Origin of the sequence: Bradyrhizobium sp. F1.4.3 (assembly GCF_040548375.1) — a bacterium.
Taxonomy (GTDB): domain Bacteria; phylum Pseudomonadota; class Alphaproteobacteria; order Rhizobiales; family Xanthobacteraceae; genus Bradyrhizobium.
The window spans coordinates 295846-316702 of the sequence record NZ_JBEPRN010000003.1 but is presented as its reverse complement, the minus strand read 5'-3'; the positions used below and the strand labels follow the sequence as shown (position 1 = coordinate 316702).

At 64.6% G+C, this 20857-nt stretch carries 20 protein-coding genes; 7 read left to right on the top strand and 13 right to left on the bottom strand.

Annotation, left to right across the window (positions count from 1 at the left end; genetic code table 11):
- Positions 1 to 200 precede the first annotated feature (200 nt).
- Positions 201 to 1133, bottom strand: coding sequence for a LysR family transcriptional regulator (locus ABIB73_RS13515; RefSeq protein WP_354224790.1), 933 nt, complete (start codon positions 1131 to 1133; stop codon positions 201 to 203).
- A gap of 106 nt (positions 1134 to 1239) precedes the next feature.
- Here ABIB73_RS13515 and ABIB73_RS13510 point away from each other — a divergent pair, with 106 nt between their 5' ends.
- The gene (locus tag ABIB73_RS13510) at positions 1240 to 2415 is read left to right on the top strand and encodes a CoA transferase (RefSeq protein WP_354224788.1); all 1176 of its coding nucleotides are present in this window, start codon (positions 1240 to 1242) and stop codon (positions 2413 to 2415) included.
- Positions 2412 to 3359, top strand: coding sequence for a hydroxymethylglutaryl-CoA lyase (locus tag ABIB73_RS13505; protein ID WP_354224786.1), 948 nt, complete (start codon positions 2412 to 2414; stop codon positions 3357 to 3359). The genes ABIB73_RS13510 and ABIB73_RS13505 overlap by 4 nt, the downstream gene beginning before the upstream one ends.
- A 156-nt stretch (positions 3360 to 3515) precedes the next feature.
- Here ABIB73_RS13505 and nikR read toward each other — a convergent pair whose 3' ends face one another.
- Positions 3516 to 3962: a nickel-responsive transcriptional regulator NikR gene (gene nikR / locus ABIB73_RS13500; protein WP_354224785.1), complete on the bottom strand. Its 447-nt coding sequence runs from the start codon at positions 3960 to 3962 to the stop codon at positions 3516 to 3518.
- A 57-nt stretch (positions 3963 to 4019) separates the two neighbouring features.
- Positions 4020 to 6461: a heavy metal translocating P-type ATPase gene (locus ABIB73_RS13495; protein WP_354224783.1), complete on the bottom strand. Its 2442-nt coding sequence runs from the start codon at positions 6459 to 6461 to the stop codon at positions 4020 to 4022.
- Between the two features lie 50 nt (positions 6462 to 6511).
- On the opposite strand from ABIB73_RS13495, the gene ABIB73_RS13490 reads away from it, so the two are divergent.
- The gene (locus ABIB73_RS13490; protein WP_007598521.1) at positions 6512 to 6787 is read left to right on the top strand and encodes a metal-sensitive transcriptional regulator; all 276 of its coding nucleotides are present in this window, start codon (positions 6512 to 6514) and stop codon (positions 6785 to 6787) included.
- Positions 6788 to 6967: 180 nt separating this feature from the next.
- Here ABIB73_RS13490 and ABIB73_RS13485 read toward each other — a convergent pair whose 3' ends face one another.
- Positions 6968 to 7951: a YiiX/YebB-like N1pC/P60 family cysteine hydrolase gene (locus tag ABIB73_RS13485; protein ID WP_354224781.1), complete on the bottom strand. Its 984-nt coding sequence runs from the start codon at positions 7949 to 7951 to the stop codon at positions 6968 to 6970.
- A gap of 189 nt (positions 7952 to 8140) precedes the next feature.
- Here ABIB73_RS13485 and ABIB73_RS13480 point away from each other — a divergent pair, with 189 nt between their 5' ends.
- On the top strand, positions 8141 to 9529 hold the full coding sequence (locus ABIB73_RS13480; RefSeq protein WP_354224779.1) for a flavin monoamine oxidase family protein: 1389 nt from the start codon (positions 8141 to 8143) through the stop codon (positions 9527 to 9529).
- Between the two features lie 132 nt (positions 9530 to 9661).
- On the opposite strand, the gene ABIB73_RS13475 is transcribed toward ABIB73_RS13480, so the two are convergent.
- From ABIB73_RS13475 to pheS, 3 genes are read right to left on the bottom strand one after another with little or no spacing between them, the layout of a single operon-like run.
- On the bottom strand, positions 9662 to 10432 hold the full coding sequence (locus ABIB73_RS13475) for a sulfite exporter TauE/SafE family protein (protein ID WP_354224777.1): 771 nt from the start codon (positions 10430 to 10432) through the stop codon (positions 9662 to 9664).
- Positions 10433 to 10487: 55 nt separating this feature from the next.
- Entirely contained in the window at positions 10488 to 12896 is a 2409-nt protein-coding gene (pheT, locus tag ABIB73_RS13470; RefSeq protein WP_354224776.1) for a phenylalanine--tRNA ligase subunit beta, read from the bottom strand.
- Entirely contained in the window at positions 12893 to 13975 is a 1083-nt protein-coding gene (gene pheS, locus ABIB73_RS13465; RefSeq protein WP_354224774.1) for a phenylalanine--tRNA ligase subunit alpha, read from the bottom strand. The genes pheT and pheS overlap by 4 nt, the downstream gene beginning before the upstream one ends.
- A gap of 136 nt (positions 13976 to 14111) precedes the next feature.
- Here pheS and ABIB73_RS13460 point away from each other — a divergent pair, with 136 nt between their 5' ends.
- Positions 14112 to 14519 (top strand): hypothetical protein, encoded by a 408-nt coding sequence (locus ABIB73_RS13460; RefSeq protein WP_354224772.1) that lies wholly within the window; start codon positions 14112 to 14114, stop codon positions 14517 to 14519.
- A gap of 32 nt (positions 14520 to 14551) precedes the next feature.
- On the opposite strand, the gene rplT is transcribed toward ABIB73_RS13460, so the two are convergent.
- The 3 genes from rplT to infC all read right to left on the bottom strand — a co-directional run bounded on the left by rplT (position 14552) and on the right by infC (position 16227).
- Positions 14552 to 14911 (bottom strand): 50S ribosomal protein L20, encoded by a 360-nt coding sequence (gene rplT, locus ABIB73_RS13455; protein ID WP_354224770.1) that lies wholly within the window; start codon positions 14909 to 14911, stop codon positions 14552 to 14554.
- Between the two features lie 80 nt (positions 14912 to 14991).
- Positions 14992 to 15192: a 50S ribosomal protein L35 gene (rpmI, locus tag ABIB73_RS13450; RefSeq protein ID WP_008539890.1), complete on the bottom strand. Its 201-nt coding sequence runs from the start codon at positions 15190 to 15192 to the stop codon at positions 14992 to 14994.
- A gap of 495 nt (positions 15193 to 15687) precedes the next feature.
- Entirely contained in the window at positions 15688 to 16227 is a 540-nt protein-coding gene (infC, locus tag ABIB73_RS13445; RefSeq protein WP_354224973.1) for a translation initiation factor IF-3, read from the bottom strand.
- A gap of 254 nt (positions 16228 to 16481) precedes the next feature.
- On the opposite strand from infC, the gene ABIB73_RS13440 reads away from it, so the two are divergent.
- Together ABIB73_RS13440 and ABIB73_RS13435 are read left to right on the top strand one after the other, a co-directional pair.
- Positions 16482 to 17270 carry an alpha/beta hydrolase gene (locus tag ABIB73_RS13440; protein ID WP_354224769.1) on the top strand — a complete coding sequence of 263 codons (789 nt, stop codon included), beginning with the start codon at positions 16482 to 16484 and terminating at the stop codon, positions 17268 to 17270.
- Positions 17271 to 17373: 103 nt separating this feature from the next.
- The gene (locus ABIB73_RS13435) at positions 17374 to 17841 is read left to right on the top strand and encodes a nuclear transport factor 2 family protein (protein ID WP_354224767.1); all 468 of its coding nucleotides are present in this window, start codon (positions 17374 to 17376) and stop codon (positions 17839 to 17841) included.
- Positions 17842 to 17940: 99 nt separating this feature from the next.
- Here ABIB73_RS13435 and ABIB73_RS13430 read toward each other — a convergent pair whose 3' ends face one another.
- From ABIB73_RS13430 to ABIB73_RS13420, 3 genes are all read right to left on the bottom strand, one after another.
- Complete coding sequence (locus tag ABIB73_RS13430) at positions 17941 to 18738, bottom strand: acyl-CoA thioesterase domain-containing protein (RefSeq protein WP_354224765.1); 798 nt, start codon at positions 18736 to 18738, stop codon at positions 17941 to 17943.
- 171 nt (positions 18739 to 18909) lie between these two features.
- Positions 18910 to 20085 (bottom strand): tRNA epoxyqueuosine(34) reductase QueG, encoded by a 1176-nt coding sequence (gene queG / locus ABIB73_RS13425; protein ID WP_354224763.1) that lies wholly within the window; start codon positions 20083 to 20085, stop codon positions 18910 to 18912.
- On the bottom strand, positions 20034 to 20726 hold the full coding sequence (locus tag ABIB73_RS13420) for a glutathione S-transferase family protein (RefSeq protein WP_354224761.1): 693 nt from the start codon (positions 20724 to 20726) through the stop codon (positions 20034 to 20036). The genes queG and ABIB73_RS13420 overlap by 52 nt, the downstream gene beginning before the upstream one ends.
- Between the last annotated feature and the right edge of the window lie 131 nt (positions 20727 to 20857).

Genomic DNA, 20857 nt, shown 5'->3' with positions numbered 1-20857 from the left:
TATCGATGGGAGCGTTCGAGATTTTCGAACTCGGGCGCACTTCTCCCTCTCCCGTGCTTACGGGGAGAGGGCGGGGTGAGGGGCTCTCTCCGCGAACTCGTCGCTCACCATCTTCGCGGATGCAGCCCCTCACCCCAACCCTCTCCCCGTAAGAACGGGGCGAGGGAGCGCACCGTTGCTGCAGTGCCCATTTCGTGTCCTCAGCCCGCTAGCGTCGCCTGCCAGCCGCCGCTGCGGACCTGCTCGGCGATCAGCGCGAGCATGAGGCGGCGCATCTCTTCCATCGCATAGGTCATCGGGCGATTGCGCAGGCGGCAGAGATAGAGCGTGCGGGTCAGCTTCGGATCGATCACCTTGCGTGCAACCAGGCGGCCGGCCTTGAGCTCCTCCCGCGCGAACAGTTTTGTCGCGATGGTGCAGCCAAGTCCTTCCACCAGCGCGCCGGTCATGCCCGTGATCGAATTGGCGTGCAGGATCGCGCTGCCTTCCAGCCGCTTGAGCAGGACCGGATCGTCCAGCAGCGCGCGCGAGGACAGACCGAGGCCGTAACGCAGCAGGATCAGCGGCAGCCGGTTCAGCTCTTCGAAGCGGATCGGGGTCTTGCTCTTGCCGACCAGTTTTGGAATGCCGACGAGGAACATCTCTTCTTCGAGAACCGGCTCGGTGATCAGCTCCTTCTCCGACGGCGGATTGTAGACCAGCGCCAGATCGACATTGGAGATCATCAAATGCATCAGCGTCGCGCCCGACAGGCTCTCGGTGAGCGACAGTTTGAGCTTGGGATATTTGGTGAGCACCGTGCGCATCAGCTCCACGCCGATCGCCTTGACGCCGGAATTGGCCATGCCGATCGAGATATCGCCCGCGATGACGCGGGCGCCCTCGCGCACCTCCGTCTCGGCTTCCGCCATCGCGCGCAGGATGATGCGCGCATGCTCGTAAAGCCGCTCGCCGGCCGCCGTTGGTTCCATGCCGCGTGGCTTGCGCTCGAACAAGGGCGTTGCGAATTCCGCTTCGAGGTTCGAGATATGGTGGCTGAGCGCGGACTGAGCGACGTTGACCTGGTCGGCCGCGCGCGACAGGTTCCGCTGCTCGTAGACGGCGATGAAATAGCGGAGCTGGCGTGAATCCATGGGCGATCAAGCGTTCTAGAACCGTGAAGGCATCCTTCGACAGATTATATTTTTCAGAAGGCTTGTGAAGGCCTAGTCTTCGGGACGAACGAACAGGGAGAGATGCATGACTGAGGCCGGATTGCCGCTCGAAGGCGTGCGGGTGGTCGAGATGACGCACATGGTCATGGGTCCGACCTGTGGCATGATCCTCGCGCAATTCGGCGCCGAGGTGATCAAGGTCGAGCCGCCCTCCGGCGACAAGACCCGCTCTCTCGGTGGCATGGGGACGGCGTTCTTTCCACTGTTCAACCGCGGCAAGCGCAGTGTGGTGCTGGATTTCGAGAAGCTGGCGGATCGCGACGCCATGCACCGTCTGCTCGAGACCGCCGACGTGTTCCTGGAGAATTTTCGCGATGGCCAGCTCGAGAAGCAGGGGCTTGGCACCGAGGAATTACGCCGCCGGCATCCGCATCTGATCATCGCCGGCCACAAGGGTTTTCTGTCCGGCCCCTATGAGCATCGCCCCGCGCTCGATGAGGTCGTGCAGATGATGTCGGGACTGGCTGCCATGACCGGCACCAAAGAGAAGCCGCAGCGCGTCGGCTCCTCCGCCAACGACATCATGGGTGGCATGTTCGGCGTGATCGCCATCCTCGCCGCGCTGTATCAGAAGCGCGGGGGCAAGCGTGACGGCGCCGACATCCGCATCGGCCTGTTCGAGAATTGCCTGTTCCTGGTTGCCCAGCACATGGTCGAATATGAGATGACCGGCAACAAGCCGCGCTCGATGCCGGAGCGCGAGCACGCCTGGCCGATCTATGACATTTTTGACACCGCCGGCGATGGACGCATTTTTATTGGCGTTGTCACCGAGGGCCATTGGCAGAGTTTTTGCCGCGAGTTCGGCCTGACCGAGTTCCTCGATGATCCCGCCTTGCGCACCACCACCGATCGCATCCTGGCGCGGTCGCGGATCATTCCGCGCGTGGCCGAAATCATCCGGCAATGGCACGTGGCAGAGCTGTCGCAAAGGCTCGATGCGCTCAACATCTGCTTCTCGCCGATCAATCGGCCCGAGGATCTCCTGTCCGACCCGCATGTGCTGCGGCCGGGCGGGCTGGTCAACAATGTCACCGCCGACGGCAAGCCGTTCCATGTGCCGGCGCTGCCGGTCGAGTGGAACGGCAGCCATTTCGGCGAAGGCCTGAAGGTTGCGCCGCTTGGCGCCGACACATCCGTCGTTCGCGCCGAGATCGACAAGGACGACGTCACATCAAAAGCCGCTGGGAGGCGCGCATGAGCCGGATCGAGACAATCTATCCCCCTGAGCGAGTCAACCTGCGCGAGGTCGGCCTGCGCGACGGGCTCCAGCTCGTGAAGAAAATCCCGTCAACCGCGGCCAAGCAGCGCTGGGTGAGCGAGGAATACGCCGCCGGCGTGCGGCATTTCGAGGTCGGCTCGTTCCTGCCGGCAAAGACCTTTCCGCAATTCGTCGACGTCCGCGATGTGATCGCGACGGTGGCGAGCCTGCCCGGCGCCCATGGCGTTGCGCTTGCGCTCAATGAGCGCGGGGTCAACGAGGCACTGGAGTCCGGCGTCGGCGAGATTGCTTCGGTGGTCTCAGCCACGGAGGAGCACAGCCAGGCCAACGCGCATCGCTCGCGTGACTCCGCGATCGCCAATGTGAAGCGGCTGTGCGAGATGCGCGATGCGAGCTCCCACAAACCGCTGGTGAACGCCGCGATCTCAATGGCGTTGGGCTGCTCGATCACCGGTGCGGTCGATCCCATCGAGGTGCTGCGGCTGGTCGACAAGTGCCTCGAGGCGGGCGTCGATTTCGTCGCGATTGCCGATACCGTCGGCTATGCCGGGCCGAAGCAGGTGGGTGAATTGTCACGCGCCGCGGTGAAGCTCGCAGGGCAAAAGCCGATCTGCATCCACCTCCACGACACCCGCGGCATGGGCATCGCCAACGCGGCGGCCGCGCTGGACGAAGGCGTCCGCATCCTCGACGGCTCGCTCGGCGGCCTCGGCGGCTGCCCCTTCGCGCCCGGCGCGACCGGCAACGTCGTATTCGAGGACCTCGTGTTCCTCTGCGAGAGTAAGGGATTTGCGACGGGGATCGATCTCGAGAAGCTGATCGCAGTGCGCAAGATTTTGCGCGAGGAGATGCCGAACGAAGCGCTCTACGGCGGCGTCGCGCGGGCGGGGTTGCCGTGCGGAAGCGCGGCGAGGGCGGCGTGAGGTTCTTCGCCTCAGCTTTCGTGTCCCGGACGCGGCGCGGCATGAAATGACGCGACGCAGAGCCGGGACCGATCTCGGTCCGGGTGCTGGGCCCCGGCTCTGCAGCGCACCGCTGAAGAAGCGCTGCGCTGCGTCCGGGGCACGAGAGCTCGCAACCTACTCATGCCGATGCCCATGCTTCCGCGTTTTCGCCGGCTTGCCGTCTCCCGTCGGGATCATCATCACGCGGCCGTAGCGTACGCCGCGTTCGGCGATGATGTGGTCGGCGAAATGCTTGACCTCGGAGGCATCGCCGCGCAGCGCCGTCATCTCCATGCAATTGTTGTCGTCGAGATGGACGTGCAGCGTCGCCAGCGCGAGGTCGTGATGGCCGTGGAATTCCTGCACCAGCCGCTTTGAGAGATCGCGCGCGGCGTGGTCGTAGACATAGACGAGGCTGGCCACGCAGGGGCCGGTCTGCGCGGTATCCTCGGTGCTCTGTTGCAGGCCGGCCCGCGCCAGATCGCGGATGATCTCGGAGCGGTTCTGGTAGCCGCGTGCTTCGGCGGCGGCATCGATCTCCGCCAGCAAATCGTCCTCGATCGTGATCGTAATCCGCTGCATCAGGTCCTCTCCGCGCGTACCGCCGAATGAGCCAGTTCTACACGGATTTCCTCGCTCTCACAGCCGGGCTGCGCGCAGCCGCAGCGCATTCCCGACCACGCTGACCGAGGACAGCGCCATCGCCGCCGCCGCGATGATCGGCGAGAGCAGCACACCGAAGGCCGGATAGAGGATGCCTGCGGCAATCGGAATACCGGCGGCATTGTAGATGAAGGCGAAGAACAGGTTTTGCCGGATGTTGCTCATGGTCGCCTGCGACAGCTTTCGCGCACGCACGATACCGGTGAGGTCGCCTTTGAGCAGGGTGATGCCGGCGCTCTCGATCGCCACGTCGGTGCCGGTGCCCATGGCGATGCCGACTGCGGCCGCTGCCAGCGCCGGTGCGTCGTTGACGCCGTCGCCGGCCATCGCGACGCTGCGGCCGGCCTTTTGCAGTTTTGTCACCACCGTGCTCTTTTGATCCGGCAGCACCTCGGCCTCGACGTCGGCAATGCCGAGCCTGCGCGCCACGGCTTCTGCCGTGGTGCGGTTGTCACCGGTCAGCATGATGACCTTGATGCCTTCGGCCGCGAGCGCCTTCAGCGCCTCCGCCGTCGACGCCTTGACCGGATCGGCGATCGCAAACAGGCCGGCGAGCGCACCATCGACGGCCATGTTGATGACGGTGGCGCCGTCGCCGCGCAGGCGCTCGGCCTCGGCATCGAGCGCGGTGGTGTCGATCCCGATCGACGACAGATATTTTGCATTGCCGAGCACAATCGTGCGGCCGTCAACCTTGCCGGTCGCGCCCTTGCCCGTCGGCGAATCGAATTGCTCGACCTGGCTGAGCGCAAGCTGCTTCTCCTTCGCCGCGCGCATGATGGCATCGGCCAGCGGATGTTCGCTGGCGCGCTCGACGCTGGCCGCCAGCCTGAGGATGTCATCCTCCGCAAAGCGGCCCGCGGGGACGATCGCGACCACCTTGGGCTTGCCCTCGGTCAGCGTGCCCGTCTTGTCGACCACGAGCGTGTCGATCTTCTCCATCCGCTCCAGCGCCTCGGCGTTCTTGATCAGCACGCCAGCTTGCGCGCCGCGGCCGACGCCGACCATGATCGACATCGGGGTCGCGAGCCCCAGCGCACAGGGGCAGGCGATGATCAGCACGCTGACGGCGGCGACGAGGCCAAAGGCCAACCGCGGCTCCGGTCCGAACCAGGCCCACGCCGCAAACGCGACGATGGCGACGAGGATGACGGTCGGCACGAACCAGCCCGCGACCTGGTCGGCGAGGCGTTGGATCGGCGCGCGCGAGCGCTGTGCGTCCGCGACCATCTGCACGATCTGCGACAGCAGCGTCTCGCGGCCGACCTTGTCGACGCGCATGATGAAGCTGCCGGATTGATTGAGCGTGCCGGCGATCACCTTGGCGCCGGTTTCCTTGGTGACGGGCATGGATTCGCCGGTGACGAGGGATTCGTCGAGCGAAGAGCGTCCCTCCAGGATGATACCGTCGACCGGCACCTTCTCGCCGGGGCGGACGCGCAGGCGGTCGCCGGCATGGAGTGTATCGATTTCGACCTCGTGCTCATTGCCATCGGCATCGACGCGTCGCGCGGTCTTCGGCGCGAGCTGCAACAGCGCCTTGATCGCGCCCGAGGTCGCATCGCGAGCGCGCAGCTCCAGCACCTGGCCGAGCAGCACCAGGACGGTGATGACCCCGGCGGCTTCGAAATAAACGGCGACCGCATCCTCATGGCCGCGGAAGGTGGCAGGGAAAATCTGCGGCGCGATGGTGCCGATCAGGCTGTAGACATAGGCGACGCCCGTGCCCATCGCGATCAGCGTGAACATGTTGAAATTGCGCGTCACCAGCGACAGCCAGCCGCGGACGAAGAACGGCCAGCCGGCCCAGACCACCACGGGCGTGGCGAAGACGAGCTGGATCCAGTTCGACAGCGTCGGATCAATCCAGTTGTGCGCGCCCGCAAGATGGCCGCCCATCTCCAGCACCACCGCCGGCAGCGCCAGCGCGCCGCCGATCCAGAACCGCCGCGTCATGTCGGCGAGTTCCGGGTTGGGGCCGGTCTCCAGGCTCGCGATCTCCGGCTCCAGCGCCATGCCGCAGATCGGGCAGCTGCCGGGTCCGACCTGGCGAATCTCCGGATGCATCGGGCAGGTGTAGATCGTGCCCGCCGGCATCTCGGGCTCGAGCGCCTTCTCCTTGGCGAGGTATTTTGTGGGATCGGCGGCAAATTTGCTGCGGCAGCCCGCCGAGCAGAAATGGAAGGTCTCGCCGTGCTGTGTGAGGCGATGTTGAGAGGTCGCGGGATCGACCGTCATGCCGCAGACAGGGTCGAGAACCATCGTTGGCGCGTCGCCATGGTCATGCGCATGATCGCCGTGCCCGCCGCAGCACGAGGCGGCCGCAGGCTTTGCCGCGGGCGGAGCGGCCTTGGCCGAACAGCCGCATCCGGAATGAGCGTCCGCCTTGTGGTGGTGGTCGTGTTCAGCGTCGTTCATGCCCATGCTCCGGCCTTGCAATATATACCCCATGGGGGTATATAGACGGCATGCGCAAGGACATCAAGGCATCCGTCGGAAAACGCCTCGGCCGGATCGAGGGCCAGGTTCGCGGCCTCTCGAAAATGGTCGAGGAGGACCGCTACTGTATCGACATCGTGACGCAGATCTCGGCGGTGCGCGCCGCGTTGCGCCGGGTCGAGGAGGAGGTCTTGAAGGACCACGTTGCCCATTGCGTCGAGCACGCCATCGCCAGCGGCGACAAGGCGGATCAACGCGAGAAGATCGCGGAGCTGATGGCGGTGATTGGACGGGCGGAGCGGTAGGCGTTCACGCGCTCAGCCATTGCGAGCGCGCACTGTGTCTCCCCAGGTCGTCCCGACGAAGGCCGGGACCCATAATCCCAGGGAGTAGTTTGGCGTAGACTCGTTGTTCGGTATGCCTACCAAACGTAATGGATAAATCACGCGGTATGGGTCCCGGCCTTCGCCGGGACGACAGCGGGGCTACGCCGCAATCCCGCGCGTGCGGGTCCGCCGCCGTCGCCGGTACATCGCGATCTTCTTCAGCAGCAAAAAATGTTCCGAGACGGTGACGCGTTCCACCAGCTCCGCAGGCTGCGCGCCTACTTGCTCAGCCGGAATTTGATCCGGCGCTTCTTCGTCAATCGCTTCAGGAACGAGCGGCGGCGCACTGATCGTTTCTGGAAACACCCCGAATGAGCCTGCTACCTCCTCGAGCGGCTTTTGCTTGTCGGCCCAGTGCAGGGCGGTGTAGTCGAAGCCGTGCACGATGGTGGGTTTGACGACTTCGAAATAGGGCGAGATGTCGAAGTCGCGGGGCATGTAGAGCGAGGAATCGCGGATGTGCAGGATTTCGCGGCGGGCGGCGCGGCTGCCGGCCTTGGTGATCTTCGGCAGGATCGGATAGCGCACGGCGTCGAAGGCCTGCGCAATCAGCGCCGAGCAGATGATTTTTGTCGGATCGCCCGAGCCGATCGCGATCATGCGCCGCCGCCAGCGCTGCGGGATCGGCAGCGGAAACAGGAAGCGCATCAGGTCGATGATGTTCTTGGTGTCGTAGCCGAAGCCGATGCGGTTGATGGCATAGCGGCAGACCGTGGTGCGGTCCTCATAGGACAGCCCGACCGGGCGACAGACGCGGGTGTGATAGGGGAAATATTTCGACAGCGGTGCGGAGGTGACGCCTTCGCCGATATTGGCCTCGATCAGCACGTGCGGCTCGCCGTCAGGCTCTTCCGCGCCCTCGATCGGGCCGACATAGAGCGCGGCATGCGACCAGGTCGACTGCGTCAGATATTTGATGATGCCGGAGATGCGGTTGTTGCCCTCGACCAGCAGCACGTCGCCGGGCTCGATGACGCCGCGCAGGTGCTCCGGGTCGCTCGGTGTGAACGGCTCGTAGCCTGGCACCTCCTTTGAGAGGTACGCGGCAATCAGCTTGCCGACTGAATCTAGGACCGTCCCCATGAACTCCCCCCACGGCCTTTTCCGGCCGTCTTTTCTCCTTCTCTATCATGGTCGGAACGTGTTGCAATTCGGTTCATCAGTTTGTGAGATCAAGCACGATTGATTCACCATGATGGTTGCCGCGCAACATCAGATACGGCAAGGTTCGCTAGCTGTTCCCATTCGCCGCAAGTCCCCGGAAACCATGACATGACAATCACGCGCCGCAGTTTCCTATCGGCGTCGGCGGCTCTTGCCGCGATGCCGGTTCTGCGCGCAACCGCCGCGCCGCTGCCGCGCGAGGCTGACATTGTCGTGATCGGCGCGGGTGCGGCGGGCATCGCCGCGGCGCGGCGCGTCATGGCGGCCAATCGCAAGGTCGTGGTGGTAGAAGCCGGCTCGCAAATCGGCGGGCGCTGCATCACCGACAGCACCACCTTCGACGTGCCGTTGGATCGGGGCGCGCGCTGGATGCACAATCCCGACACCAACCCGATGATCAGGCTGGCACGCAGCGTCGGGCTCGATGTCCTGCCGGCGCCATCCGGCCAGAAGATGCGCATTGGCCGCCGCAATGCACGCGCCGGCGAGACCGAGGAATTTCTGGCGGCGCTGGTGCGTGCCAACCGCGCGATCGACGAAGCCTTGCGCGGCAAGCTGGATACATCCTGCGCTGCGTTGCTGCCGAAGGATCTCGGCGATTGGGCGGGGGCGACCGAGTTCGTATTGGGCGCGAGCTTTGCCGGCAAGGATCTGAAGGAGCTTTCGGCGATCGACAAGGCGCGGGCGCAGGACCGCAATGCCGCGATCGCCTGTCGCCAGGGGCTGGGCACGCTGATCACGAAACTCGGCGAGCTGGCGCCCGTCGCGCTGTCGACGCCGGCGAGCCGGATCGTCTGGAGCAATCGCGACGTCAGCGTGGAGACGCAGGGAGGCAAGATCGCTGCCCGCGCCGCCATCGTCACGGTCTCGACCAATGTGCTGACCGCGGGCGCGATCAAGTTCGCGCCCGATCTTCCCAAGCGCACGCTCGATGCCGCGTCAAAGCTTGGGCTCGGCAGCTACGATCACATCGTGCTGCAATTGCCGGGAAACCCGCTCGGCCTGTCGCGCGACGACATCTTCATCGAGCAGAGCAATTCGACGCGCACCGCGCTGATGTTCGCCAATATCGGCGGCTCTTCGCTGTGCTCGATCGATATCGGCGGCGCGTTCGGTCGCGATCTCTCGGAGCAGGGCGAGAAGGCGATGACGGCTTTCGCCAGGGAGTGGATCACAAAGCTGTTCGGCAGCGAGGCTGCCGCCGCCGTGCAGAAGACCAGCGCGACGCGCTGGAATGCCTCGCCCTTCGTGATGGGCGCGATGTCGGCGGCTTCACCGGGCGGCCAGCTCTCGCGCAAGGTTTTGACCGAGCCGATCGGCTGCATGTTCCTCGCCGGCGAAGCCACGCACGAGACACTCTGGGGCACCGTCGACGGCGCCTGGGAAAGCGGCGAACGTGCGGCGGACGCCGCGCTCCGCAAGATCGGCGCGTTGAAGGACGAGCCGGCCGATGTGCCGACGCAGTCGACCAAGCGGCGGCGAGCTCCGCGGAACTAAACTCTCTCCGTCGTCCCGGCGAAGGCCGGGACCCATAACCACAGGAAGTTGTTTGACGAAGACTCGGAGTTGCCAGTTCGCGCAATAAGCGCTGACCGGGATTATGGGTCCCTGCCTACGCCGGGACGACGGCTACCGCAAAACCCCATCCAGCACCGGCAGCCCCGCAATCACCGCCATTGCGATCAGCGCGTAGCAGATGCCGCGAAACACCCTCTCGCTGGCGCGGCCGAACAGCGATGCGCCGAAGGCGACGCCGATCGCATAGACCGGGCCGACAATGAGCGAGAGCAGGAGCGATTCGCGCGAGATCAAGCCCGTCGTGGCGTAGCTGACCATCGAAAAAAAGTCCGACGCGCCGAAGAACAGCAAGATGTTGGCGCGCGCGACGATCGGTTCGATGGGGCGACCGAGCCAGTAGCCGACGATCGGCGGCCCGCCCGTCTGCGCCAACCCGCTACAGAAGCCGGAGAGGCCGCCGATGCCGACCGAGAGCCAGGCGTGATCCTTGCCGCGGTAGCGCCAGCCTGACAGCAGCAGAAGTAGCAGCGCAGCGACGAAGCAGGAGATGATCCAGCGCGTAGTGACGGGCTCGAGCACGCTGAGGAAATAGGTGCCGACGGGCACGCCGACCAACGCGCCCAGCACGATCACGGCGGTGGCCTTGCGATCCGCTTTCCGCCATGCGTCCGGCAGCAGCGGCGCGGCGGCAACGAAGTCGATCACGAGCAGCAGCGCTGCGACCAGCCGCGGAGCCGCGACGCTGCTCGCCAGCGGCATGAAGATCAGCGCCGAGCCGAAGCCGGAGAACCCGCGCGCGGTACCCGACACGAAAGCGATGGAGCAGAGCGCCATCGCGATGGTGAGGCTGACATCTTTCGGGAGAAAGTCGGTGAGACTCATGCTCTTTGTCTCTGGAGCATGACGTTATCCGAAAACCGCTTCACACTTTTCGGCGTCATGCTCTCAAAGTGCCGCCGGTCTTCTTCGTCACCTCCGCCACGATCTTCGCGGCGACGGCCTCGATCTCCTGGTCGGTCAGCGTCTTCTCGCGTGGCTGGATCGTCACCGCGATGGCGATCGACTTCTTGCCGTCGTCGATGCCCTTGCCTTCATAGACGTCGAACACGTTGACGCCGGTGATCAGCTTCTTGTCGACACCCTGAGCGGTGCGCACGATGTCACCCGCCTTCACGGTACGGTCGACGATAAAGGCGAAATCGCGCGAGACCGGCTGGAACGCCGACAGCTCGATCACGGGCTTGGCGCGAGTCGGCTTCTTCTTTGCCTCGGGGACGCGGTCGAGGATCACCTCGAACACCATCAACGGGCCGCCGGCACCGAGCGCTTCGAGCGCGCGCGGGTGCATCTCGCCGCAATAGCCGAGCACGTTCTGCGGGCCGATCTGGATCGTGCCGGAGCGGCCCGGATGCAGCCATCCGGGTCCGCCAGCCACGATCTGAAGCGCCTGCATCGGCGCGCCGGCCGCAGCAAGTACCGCCAGCGCATCGGCCTTGGCGTCGAACACATCAGCCTGCGCCGAGCCCGACCAGTGCCGTCCGAGACCTTCCGACGACGCAAAGCCGCGGCGGACGCCGCTCGCCGCCATGAACTGATCCTGCGGACGGTCGCCCTTGAAGATCTGGCCGACCTCGAACAGCGCCACATCGCCGAAGCCGCGATCGGCATTGGCCTGCGCGGCCGCGACAAGTCCGGGCAACAGGCTCGGCCGCATGTCGGAGAGGTCAGCGGCGATCGGGTTGGCCACTTCGAGTTCGCGCTGGCCGCCGCCGAACAGTTTTGCCGCCGGCTTCGTGATGAAGGACCAGGTCACCGCTTCAATGATGCCGCGGCTCGCGAGCGCGCGCCTGGCGCGGCGGGTGCGAAGCTGAAGCGGCGTCAGCACCGGCTTGCGCGCGTCCTCGCCGCGCTCGAACGGCGTCATCGGCACCTTGTCGACGCCGTAGATGCGGACGACCTCCTCGACGATGTCGGCCTTGCCGTGAACGTCGGTGCGCCACGACGGCACCGCGACCTTCATCACCGGACCCGGGCCAGCCATCATGAAGCCGAGATGGGACAGGATGCGCTTCATCTCCGGCAGCGGCACCTCGATGCCGGACAGCCGCTTCACCTCGGTGATCGGGAAGTCGATCACGCGGTCGTCGCCAAAGGCTTTTCCGACCACGATGTTCTCGGACGGCGTGCCGCCGCACAGCTCCATCACGAGTTTCGTGGCGAGTTCCAGCCCGGGCACCATGAAGGCCGGATCGACGCCGCGCTCGAAGCGGTAGCGCGCATCCGAATTGATGCCGAGCTTGCGGCCGGTTTGGGCGATGTTGATCTCGTTCCACAGCGCCGATTCGATCAGCACGTCGGTGGTGGTCTCGTCGCAGCCCGAGGCCTCGCCGCCCATGATGCCGGCGAGCGATTCGACGCCATGCTCGTCGGCGATCACGCAGATGGCGGGATCGAGATTGTAGGTGCGGCCGTCGAGCGCGAGCAGCGTCTCACCGTTGCGGGCGCGGCGCACCACGAGATTGCCCTTCACCTTCCTGGCGTCGAACACGTGCAGCGGACGTGCGCGGTCGTAGGTCATGAAGTTGGTGATGTCGACCAGCGCGTTGATCGGACGAAGCCCGATCGCGGTCAGCTGCTTCTGCAGCCATTCCGGCGACGGGCCGTTCTTGACGCCGCGCACGAGACGCAGCGCGAAGCCCGGGCAGAGCGCAGCGTCCTCGACCGTGACCTTCATGGGACAGGGGAATTCACCCTTGATCGGCTTGATCGTCGGATCCTTGAACTTGCCCATGTCGGCGGCGGCGAGGTCGCGCGCGATGCCGTGCACGCCGGTGCAGTCCTGCCGGTTCGGCGTCAAATTGATCTCGACCACGGGATCGCCGAGTGCGGCCCATTCGGCATAGCCGACGCCGATCGGCGCGTCCGCCGGCAATTCCATGATGCCATCATGGTCGTTGGAGATCTGCAGCTCGGCCGCCGAGCACAGCATGCCACGGCTCTCGACGCCGCGAATGGTGCCGATGCCGAGCGTGATGTCCTTGCCGGGAATATAGGTCCCGGGCGGCGAGAACACGCTGACGAGACCCGCGCGCGCATTCGGCGCGCCGCACACGACCTGCACCGGTGCGCCACCGTCGCCGGTGTCGACCATGCAGACGCGCAGCCGATCCGCATTCGGATGCTGCTCGGCGGAGATCACCTTCGCAATGGTGAAGGATTTAAGCGCCTTCGCCTTGTCCTCGATGTTCTCGACCTCGAGCCCGATCATGGTGAGCTTGTCGGCGAGCTTTTCCAGCGGCTCGTCGGTGTCGAGATGATCCTTCAGCCAGGAGAGGGTGAATTTCACGAGCTCAGCCCTCCGGCAAGCGTCGGCACTTCCAGCGGCTTGAAGCCGTAATGGGACAGCCAGCGGACGTCGCTGTCGAACAGCTGGCGCAGGTCGGCGATGCCGTATTTCAGCATGGCGATGCGGTCGATGCCCATGCCCCAGGCAAAGCCCTGGTACTCATCGGGATCGATGCCGCAGGCGCGCAGCACGTTCGGATGCACCATGCCGCAGCCGAGAATCTCAAGCCAGTCCTCACCCTCGCCAAAGCGAATCTCGCCCTTGTCGCGGCGGCACTGGATGTCGACTTCCAGCGACGGCTCGGTGAACGGGAAGAACGAGGGACGGAAGCGCATGTTGATGTGGTCGACCTCGAAGAACGCCTTGCAGAACTCGTGCAAAATCCATTTGAGGTGGCCGAGATGCGAGTGCTTGTCGATCACGAGCCCTTCGACCTGGTGGAATTGCGGCGTGTGGGTCGCGTCCGAATCGATGCGGTAGGTGCGGCCCGGGCAGATCACGCGGATCGGCGGCTTCTGGCTCAGCATGGTGCGCACCTGCACCGGCGAGGTGTGGGTGCGCAACAGCATGCGCGAGCCGTCCTCCTTCGGATGAAAGAAGAAGGTGTCGTGCATCTCGCGGGCGGGATGGCCCTCGGGGAAGTTCAGCTTGGTGAAATTGTAATCGTCGGTCTCGATGTCGGGACCTTCGGCGACCGAGAAGCCCATGTCGGCGAAGATCGTGGTCAGTTCGTCCCAGACCTGGCTCAGCGGATGGATACGGCCGGCCTCGGCCGGCGCATCGCGCAGCGGCAGGGTGACGTCGATGGTCTCGGAGGTAAGCCGTGCATCGAGCGCTGCCGACTTCAGAAGGTCGCGCCGCGCGGCGAGCGCCTGGGTGACCTCGTCCTTGGCCTGGTTGATGGCGGCGCCTTGCGTCTTGCGCTCGTCCGGCGACATCTTGCCGAGCGTTGCGAGCAGCGCGGAGATCGAGCCCTTCTTGCCGAGCGAGGCGACACGGACGGCTTCAAGCGCCGCCTCGTCGCCGCTAGCAGCGATTTGCGCGAGGATGGATTGGACGAGACTGGCGAGGTCGGACACTGTCGGATCCTTTCAAAAGGCTGCCGGTTGTGGCCGCAGCCGGGTCGGAACGTCAAGCCGTCAGGGGATCGGAAACAGCCGGGCTCTTGAACCGTTTTGGCATGGCTGGTGCCAACCGATGTCGAAGGAGACGATGATGCGTTTGCGATCCTGCGTGGCCGGCCTGGCCCTGGCTCTTTTCGGAAGCGTGGCTCACGCCGCGGAGGAATGTCCGGCCAAGTCCACATCGATGGACGACATCATTGCCGTCCTCAACGCGGCGCCGAGTTGCGCACGCGCCATGAAGCTGTTCGAGGCCTGCGAATACGGCGCCAGCGGCGACGTCCAGTTCGGTGGGGTCGTCGAGAAGAAGTGCGAGGCCGATTTTATCGGCCGTCTGAAGCCGCCGCAGAAGCTGAGCTATCAGCGCGAGTTGCGGGTCTGCGACCGGAAGTACCGGAACAAGTCCGGCACCATGTATATCTCGTTCACAGCCTTCTGCCGGGCGGAGGTCGCCCAGCGCTACTCGCGAAGAGCGCTGAAGGCCGGCGGAGCCGGCCGTTAGCGCGGTATTGCTCAGGCAACGAGAGCGCCCTCTTAGGCGGGCAGCGCAGCCTTGGCCTTCTCGGCAATCAACTGGAACGACGCCGGCTCGTGGATCGCGAGATCCGACAGCACCTTGCGGTCGACCGTGATGCCCGACTTGGCGAGGCCGTCGATAAATCGGCTGTAGGTCAGGCCGAACGGGCGGACAGCAGCGTTGAGACGCTGGATCCAGAGCGCGCGGAAGGTCCGCTTCTTGCGCTTGCGGTCGCGGAAGGCGTACTGCGCGGCCTTCTCGACGGCCGGCTTGGCGGTGCGGATGGTGTTCTTGCGGCGGCCGCGGAAGCCCTTGGCGGCCTTGTAGACTTTCTTGTGCTTGGCGTGGGCGGTCACACCGCGTTTGACGCGAGACATGACAAAAATCCTTCAGAGATGACTTGGTTTTGGGATCGCCGCGTAAAACGCGGCTCGGTTGGCAGTGATCGTGGACGCGATCAGGCGTTCGGCAAGAAGTACTTCTTGACGTTGTCGCCGTCGGTCTTGAACAGCACGCGGGTGCCGCGGAGCTGACGGATCTGCTTCTTCGTCCGCTTGATCATGCCGTGACGCTTGCCGCGCTGGGCGTGCATCACTTTGCCGGTGGCAGTCACCTTGAAGCGCTTTTTAGCGCCCGATTTGGTCTTCAGCTTGGGCATTTTGCTCTCCTATGGCCACAACAGAATGCCGCCCGTGAAGGCGGCTGGCCGTCTAAAATGCTCGTTAGAGCGTTGATTGTGCTCAGGTTTTTGCGAATTGGCGCGAAAACCCGCACGGACACCGCCACGGCAGCCCTTAAATCAGCCGGGCGATGAAGGCTGGGCTTATGGCAGAGCGCGAGCGAAATGGCAACGGTGAACCGCCACCGGGGGCGGCCGTCTCGCCGGCGCGGCGGGCAGAGGCTCCTGAAAAGGGATCATTTCCGGCGACCGCTACCGCGGCACCTGGCAGGCGACGCGGACGTAGCTGCCAAGCGCTCGATGCGCTCCCTCCCCCGCTTGCGGGGGTGTTTCCTCAAGCGAGAACCCCCAAGAGGAAAAATCCCTCACCCGGCGCGCTGCGCCGACCTCTCCCGCAAGCGGGAGAGGTGAAAAGCAAAACGGCCCGCCGGAGATCCGGACGGGCCGTTGAATTTCAGCTGCAACCAGCCGGCGTCAGCGCGGCGCCAGCACCATGACGACCTGACGGCCCTCGAACCGGGCGTCCTGCTCGACCTTGGCGAGCTCGGCGACGTCGGTCTTGATCTTGTCCAAGAGTTTGGTGCCGATCTCCTGGTGCGCCATCTCGCGGCCGCGATAGCGCAGCGTGATCTTGACCTTGTCGCCCTCTTCGAAGAACCGCAGCATCGCGCGCATCTTCACGTCATAATCGTGATCGTCGATCATCGGCCGGAGTTTGATCTCCTTGATCTCGACGGTCTTCTGGCGCTTGCGGGCTTCGGCGGCTTTCTTCTGGGCGGAATACTTGTACTTCCCGTAGTCCATGATCTTGCAGACGGGAGGGCTGACATTTGGCGAAATCTCGACCAGATCCATGCCTGCTTCCTGGGCCATCCGGATGGCCATCATCGTCTCGACCGTGCCTTTGTTGTCACCGGTCTGATCGATCAGCTGGATCTGCGCATTGCGAATATCATCATTGATGCGCGGCCCGTCTTTGGCGGCTGGGGCCGGGGCTCTATTGGGACGGCGAATGGGTGGTTCTCCAAAGTTGTGAAAGGAAGCGGCTATTTTGAAGGAAGAAGCGTTTGCCGGCAAGCAAATCGCTCGTGCGAGGAGCGAAAAACCCTCAAATGCGAGGCATTTTGGCCACGCCCGTCGGCACGCTGCTCGACATAGACACCTTGTTGCTGTTCCGCAAGCGTCCCAAAAGGGTCAATGCCAATGTCGGGTTGCGTTGCGGGACGCGTCCGGACAGCTCAAAACTGCACAGCTGGAGTAAACGTTCCATGACCAACGCAATTCCCGATGCCGTGCTTGACGTCATCGATGTGGGCGAGGGCCCGTCAGCGCGCAAGATTGCGGTGCGCAGCCGCGCCGGACAGGGCCCCGGCCTGCTCTGGCTCGGTGGTTTCAAGTCGGACATGCAGGGCACCAAGGCCGTTGCGTTGGATGCCTGGGCCCAGGAGCACGGCCGCGCCTCGGTCCGGTTCGACTATTCCGGCCATGGCGAATCCGGCGGTGATTTCGCCGACGGAACCATCGGGCGCTGGCTGGAAGAGAGCGTGGCAGTGTTCGAGCGGTTCTGCGACGGCCCGCAAATTCTGATCGGCTCTTCCATGGGCGGCTGGATGGCGCTGCTGCTGGCGCGCGAAATCAAAAAGCGTTCGAGCAAGGCGTCTCTGGCCGGCCTCGTGTTGATCGCGCCGGCGCCCGACTTCACCGAGGAGCTGATGTGGACGAACTTTTCGGCCGAGGTGAAAAAGGAGATCGAGACCAAGGGCCTCTGGCTCAGGCCGTCCGAATATGGCGACGGCTCACCCTATCCGATCACGCGAAACCTGATCGAGGAGGGCCGCAATCATCTCCTGCTCGGCAGCGCCATCGATCTCGGCTGCCCCGTCCGAATTCTCCAGGGCGCGCAGGATCCTGATGTGCCGTGGCAGCACGCCTTCGCACTGACGCATCGCCTGCCGGCGGACGACGTCGTGCTGACCATGATCCAGGACGGCGATCACCGCCTGTCGCGCCCGCAAGACATCGCGCGCATTCTTGCCGCGGTGGCGGAGATCGGGTGAAGTGTTGTTCGGTGTCATTGCCGTCGTGTTTTAACCGAGACGCTGCAGCGTGCGGGATGCCCCGCCTTCGCGGGGTATGACGAAGAAAGTGGGAGAAACCCCCATGACCACCACCGCCATGCTGCGCGCCTTCTGCGACGCGGTCGAGAGCCGCAACGGCAAGGCCTTTGCCGATCTATTCACCGAGGACGGCGTCTATCACGACGTGTTCTACGGCGCCTTCGAAGGCCGCGAAAAGATCGCCGCGATGGTCGACGACTGGTTCTATCGCACAGCGACCGAGTTCCGCTGGGACATGCATGATCCCGTGTCGAACGGCACCACGCTCTACGCGCGCTACACGTTCAGCTATCGCTCGACCTTGCCGGAAGCAGGCGGTGCACGGGCGATGTTCGAGGGCGTTGCGATCATGACGCTGCGTGATGCCAGGATCGTCAGCTATCACGAGGTCGCCAACACCGCGCCGGCCTTTGTCGACCTGAAGTTCGCGCCGGAGCGGATCGCGAAGATCGTCGGCAAGCAGGGCGCCGAGCTGAAGGCGCGGCCGGAGATGAAGCGGCACGTGGCGTAGGCTCTCTCTGTTGTCGTAGGGAGCGAGCTCTCTCCACATCGTCATTCCGGGGCTCGCGACTTTGTCGCGCCCCGGAATGACGGAGGCGAGAGTTGAGCGCTACGGCGGCGGTGGCTTCGCCATCGGCTTGCGCTGCGCCAGCGCCGCCACCGTCGCGGTGCCGATCGGACCCTGTTCGTCATAGAGCCAGCATTCGCCGATCGCGACACCATCGGTGGCCTGGTGGTTGACCACGTCGAAGCCGATCCAGTTCGTCACCGGCAGGCGCTGCAGATAGATCGTCACGTCGCTGTTGATGTAGCCGAGCCCCTTGTCGCCGGCATTCGCAAACGGGCTCGCGAAATCGGCGCCGGTGGCGACATGGACGAACGGCGTCATCGGCACGCCCGCGACGAGTTCGCGCACCTCGCTCATCCAGAGCCGGCGCGGACCGAGCGAGCCCATGTGGCCGATGATCGGCCGCGTTGCCCATTTGCCATTCATGCCGAGCCGCGGGTCGGTCGGCTTTGGAATGTCGGCCGGCTTCGGCACGTCCCAGTTCGGCGGCGACCAGACGTTACCGTCAGGATTCTGCGTCCGCCGCAGCAGCTGGCAGGAGGCGCGCGCCATGCTGACTCCACCGGAGACAAACTCCGCCTCGATCACGCGGATGCGCATTCCGTCGCGCACCAGCCGCGTCGTCACTTCGATCGGCTTGTCGATGGTCGGCAGCCGAAACATGTCGACGGTCAGCCGCGCCGGCACGAATTCAGGCCCCGAATGCCGCTCCTCGATGGCGAAGCCGAGCAGGCCGATGATGACGCGTCCGTGCAGCGACTTCGGATCCCACGGACCGTTGGCAACTTCCGTCGGATGGAATGTGTCGCCGTCGCGGGTGAAGAAAGGCATGTTTGTCATGACGCGCGAGCTTGAAGGATCGTGCGGGGAAATCAAGGTCCCCGACCTCATGGTGAGGAGGCGCGAAGCGCCGTCTCGAACCATGCAGGCCCCGCTGCGGCAGCCCGGCCTCGATCCTTCGAGACGCGCGCGAAGAGCGCGCTCCTCAGGATGAGGGGAAGGAGCAAAGTGTTAGGAAGCGACCTTCCACTCCTCGCGCACGCTGTCGTCACGCTCGTTGGCAATCGCATTCGTCTTGATCGCTGCGAACTCTTGGTCCGTCAGCAACTGTCCCAGCGCCCACACCGCAGCCCCGCGCACCAATGCGCTCTCATCTCCGAGCAACCGCCGCGCGTCCTCCGCCAGCGCTGCATCGCCGGAGTTGCCGATCGCGATCAGCACGTTGCGCAAGAACCGGTCGCGGCCGATGCGCTTGACCGGGGACTTCGTGAACAGCGCGCGAAACGATGCGTCGTCGAGCCGCGCCAGCTCGGCGAGCTCGGGCGCGCGCAATGCGTCGCGTGCGGCGAGCTTTGCTTCACGGCCCTCCTGCGCGAACTTGTTCCAGGGGCATGCGGCGAGGCAATCGTCGCAGCCATAGATGCGGTTGCCGATGGCTTTGCGAAACTCGTGCGGGACCGGTCCCTTGTTCTCGATGGTGAGGTAAGAGATGCAGCGCCGCGCATCGAGCTTGTAGGGCGCGGGGAACGCTGCGGTCGGGCAGATATCGAGGCATGCGCGGCAAGAGCCGCAGTGATCGATCTCGGCACTGTCGCGCGGCAATTCGAGGGTGGTGTAGATCGCGCCGAGAAACAGCCACGAGCCGAATTCGCGCGAGACGAGATTGGTGTGCTTGCCCTGCCAGCCGAGATGAGCGGCTTGCGCGAGCGGCTTCTCCATCACGGCCGCGGTGTCGACGAACACCTTGACCTCGGACGGCGCGGTGGCGACCAGCCAGCGCGCCAGCGCCTTCAGCCGCTTCTTGATGAGATCGTGATAGTCGTCGCCCTGCGCATAGACCGAGATCGCCGCGCGCGTGCGCTGTTGCAGGATATTCAGCGGATCGGAGTCGGGACCATAGTTGACGCCGAGCATGATCACGCTGCGCACGTCCTGCCACAGACCGCGCGGATCGACGCGGCGTTCAGGGCTCGCCGCGAGCCAGTCCATATCGCCATGGCCGCCGGACGCGATGAATTCGAGAAAGTGCTTTCCGGCATTCTCGATCGTGCCTGATACGGTGATGCCGATGCAGTCGAAGCCGAGCGCTTTCGCCTCTCGCGCCAGCGCCGTCTTCAGTTCAGTCAGATTGGAGTTCAGAAATCCAGGTCCACATAGGTCCGCGACGCCGGCACGCCGGCCAGCCATTCGCTCAGGAGCGGACGGAACGACGGGCGGGATTTCACCCGCGCGTACCACGCCTTTGCCGCGTCGTCCTCGCTCCATGGCACGTCGCCCAGATAATCGATCGCCGAAAGATGAGCCGCGGCGGCGAGATCCGCGTAAGTCAGCCGGTCGCCGGCGAGGAAGTTGCGCGTCTGCGCCAGCCAGCCGATATAGGCCAGATGATAGCGCACATTGGCCTTCGCCGCGCGCATCACGTCGGCCGAGGGCGCGCCGCCACCGTTCTCCTCGCTCATGAAGCGTTTGTAGATGCGCTCGGTGACAAGCGGGTGGGAGACCTCCTCGAAGAATTTCTCGTTGAACCAGGCCATCAGCCGGCGCACCTCGACACGCTCGGCGATCGAGTCCGGCATCAGCCGCTTAGGCCCCATCTCGGCGCCATAGGCCTCGTCGAGATATTCGGCGATGATGGCCGCGCCTGGAATCGGGGACTGCTCGCCGTCCACCAGCACCGGCGTGGTGCCGGCTGCATTGAGCAGCAAAAATGCCTCGCGCCGTTCCCAGCTGCGCTCCTCGACCAGCTTCAGGTCGAGCCCGTATTCGCCCGCGATCAGGCGGATGAAACGCGAATGTGGACAGAACGGATGATGAGACAGCGTAAACATGAAGCCTTTGACTATTTGATGGTGCTTAAGAATCCATCAATGTTTGTGCAGCGCCACACTAGTCCTTCAAAATCGCGAGGCAAGGGTGCGATGCCGCATTTTGCGATTGCAGCAAAAGGACGAATAGGCGA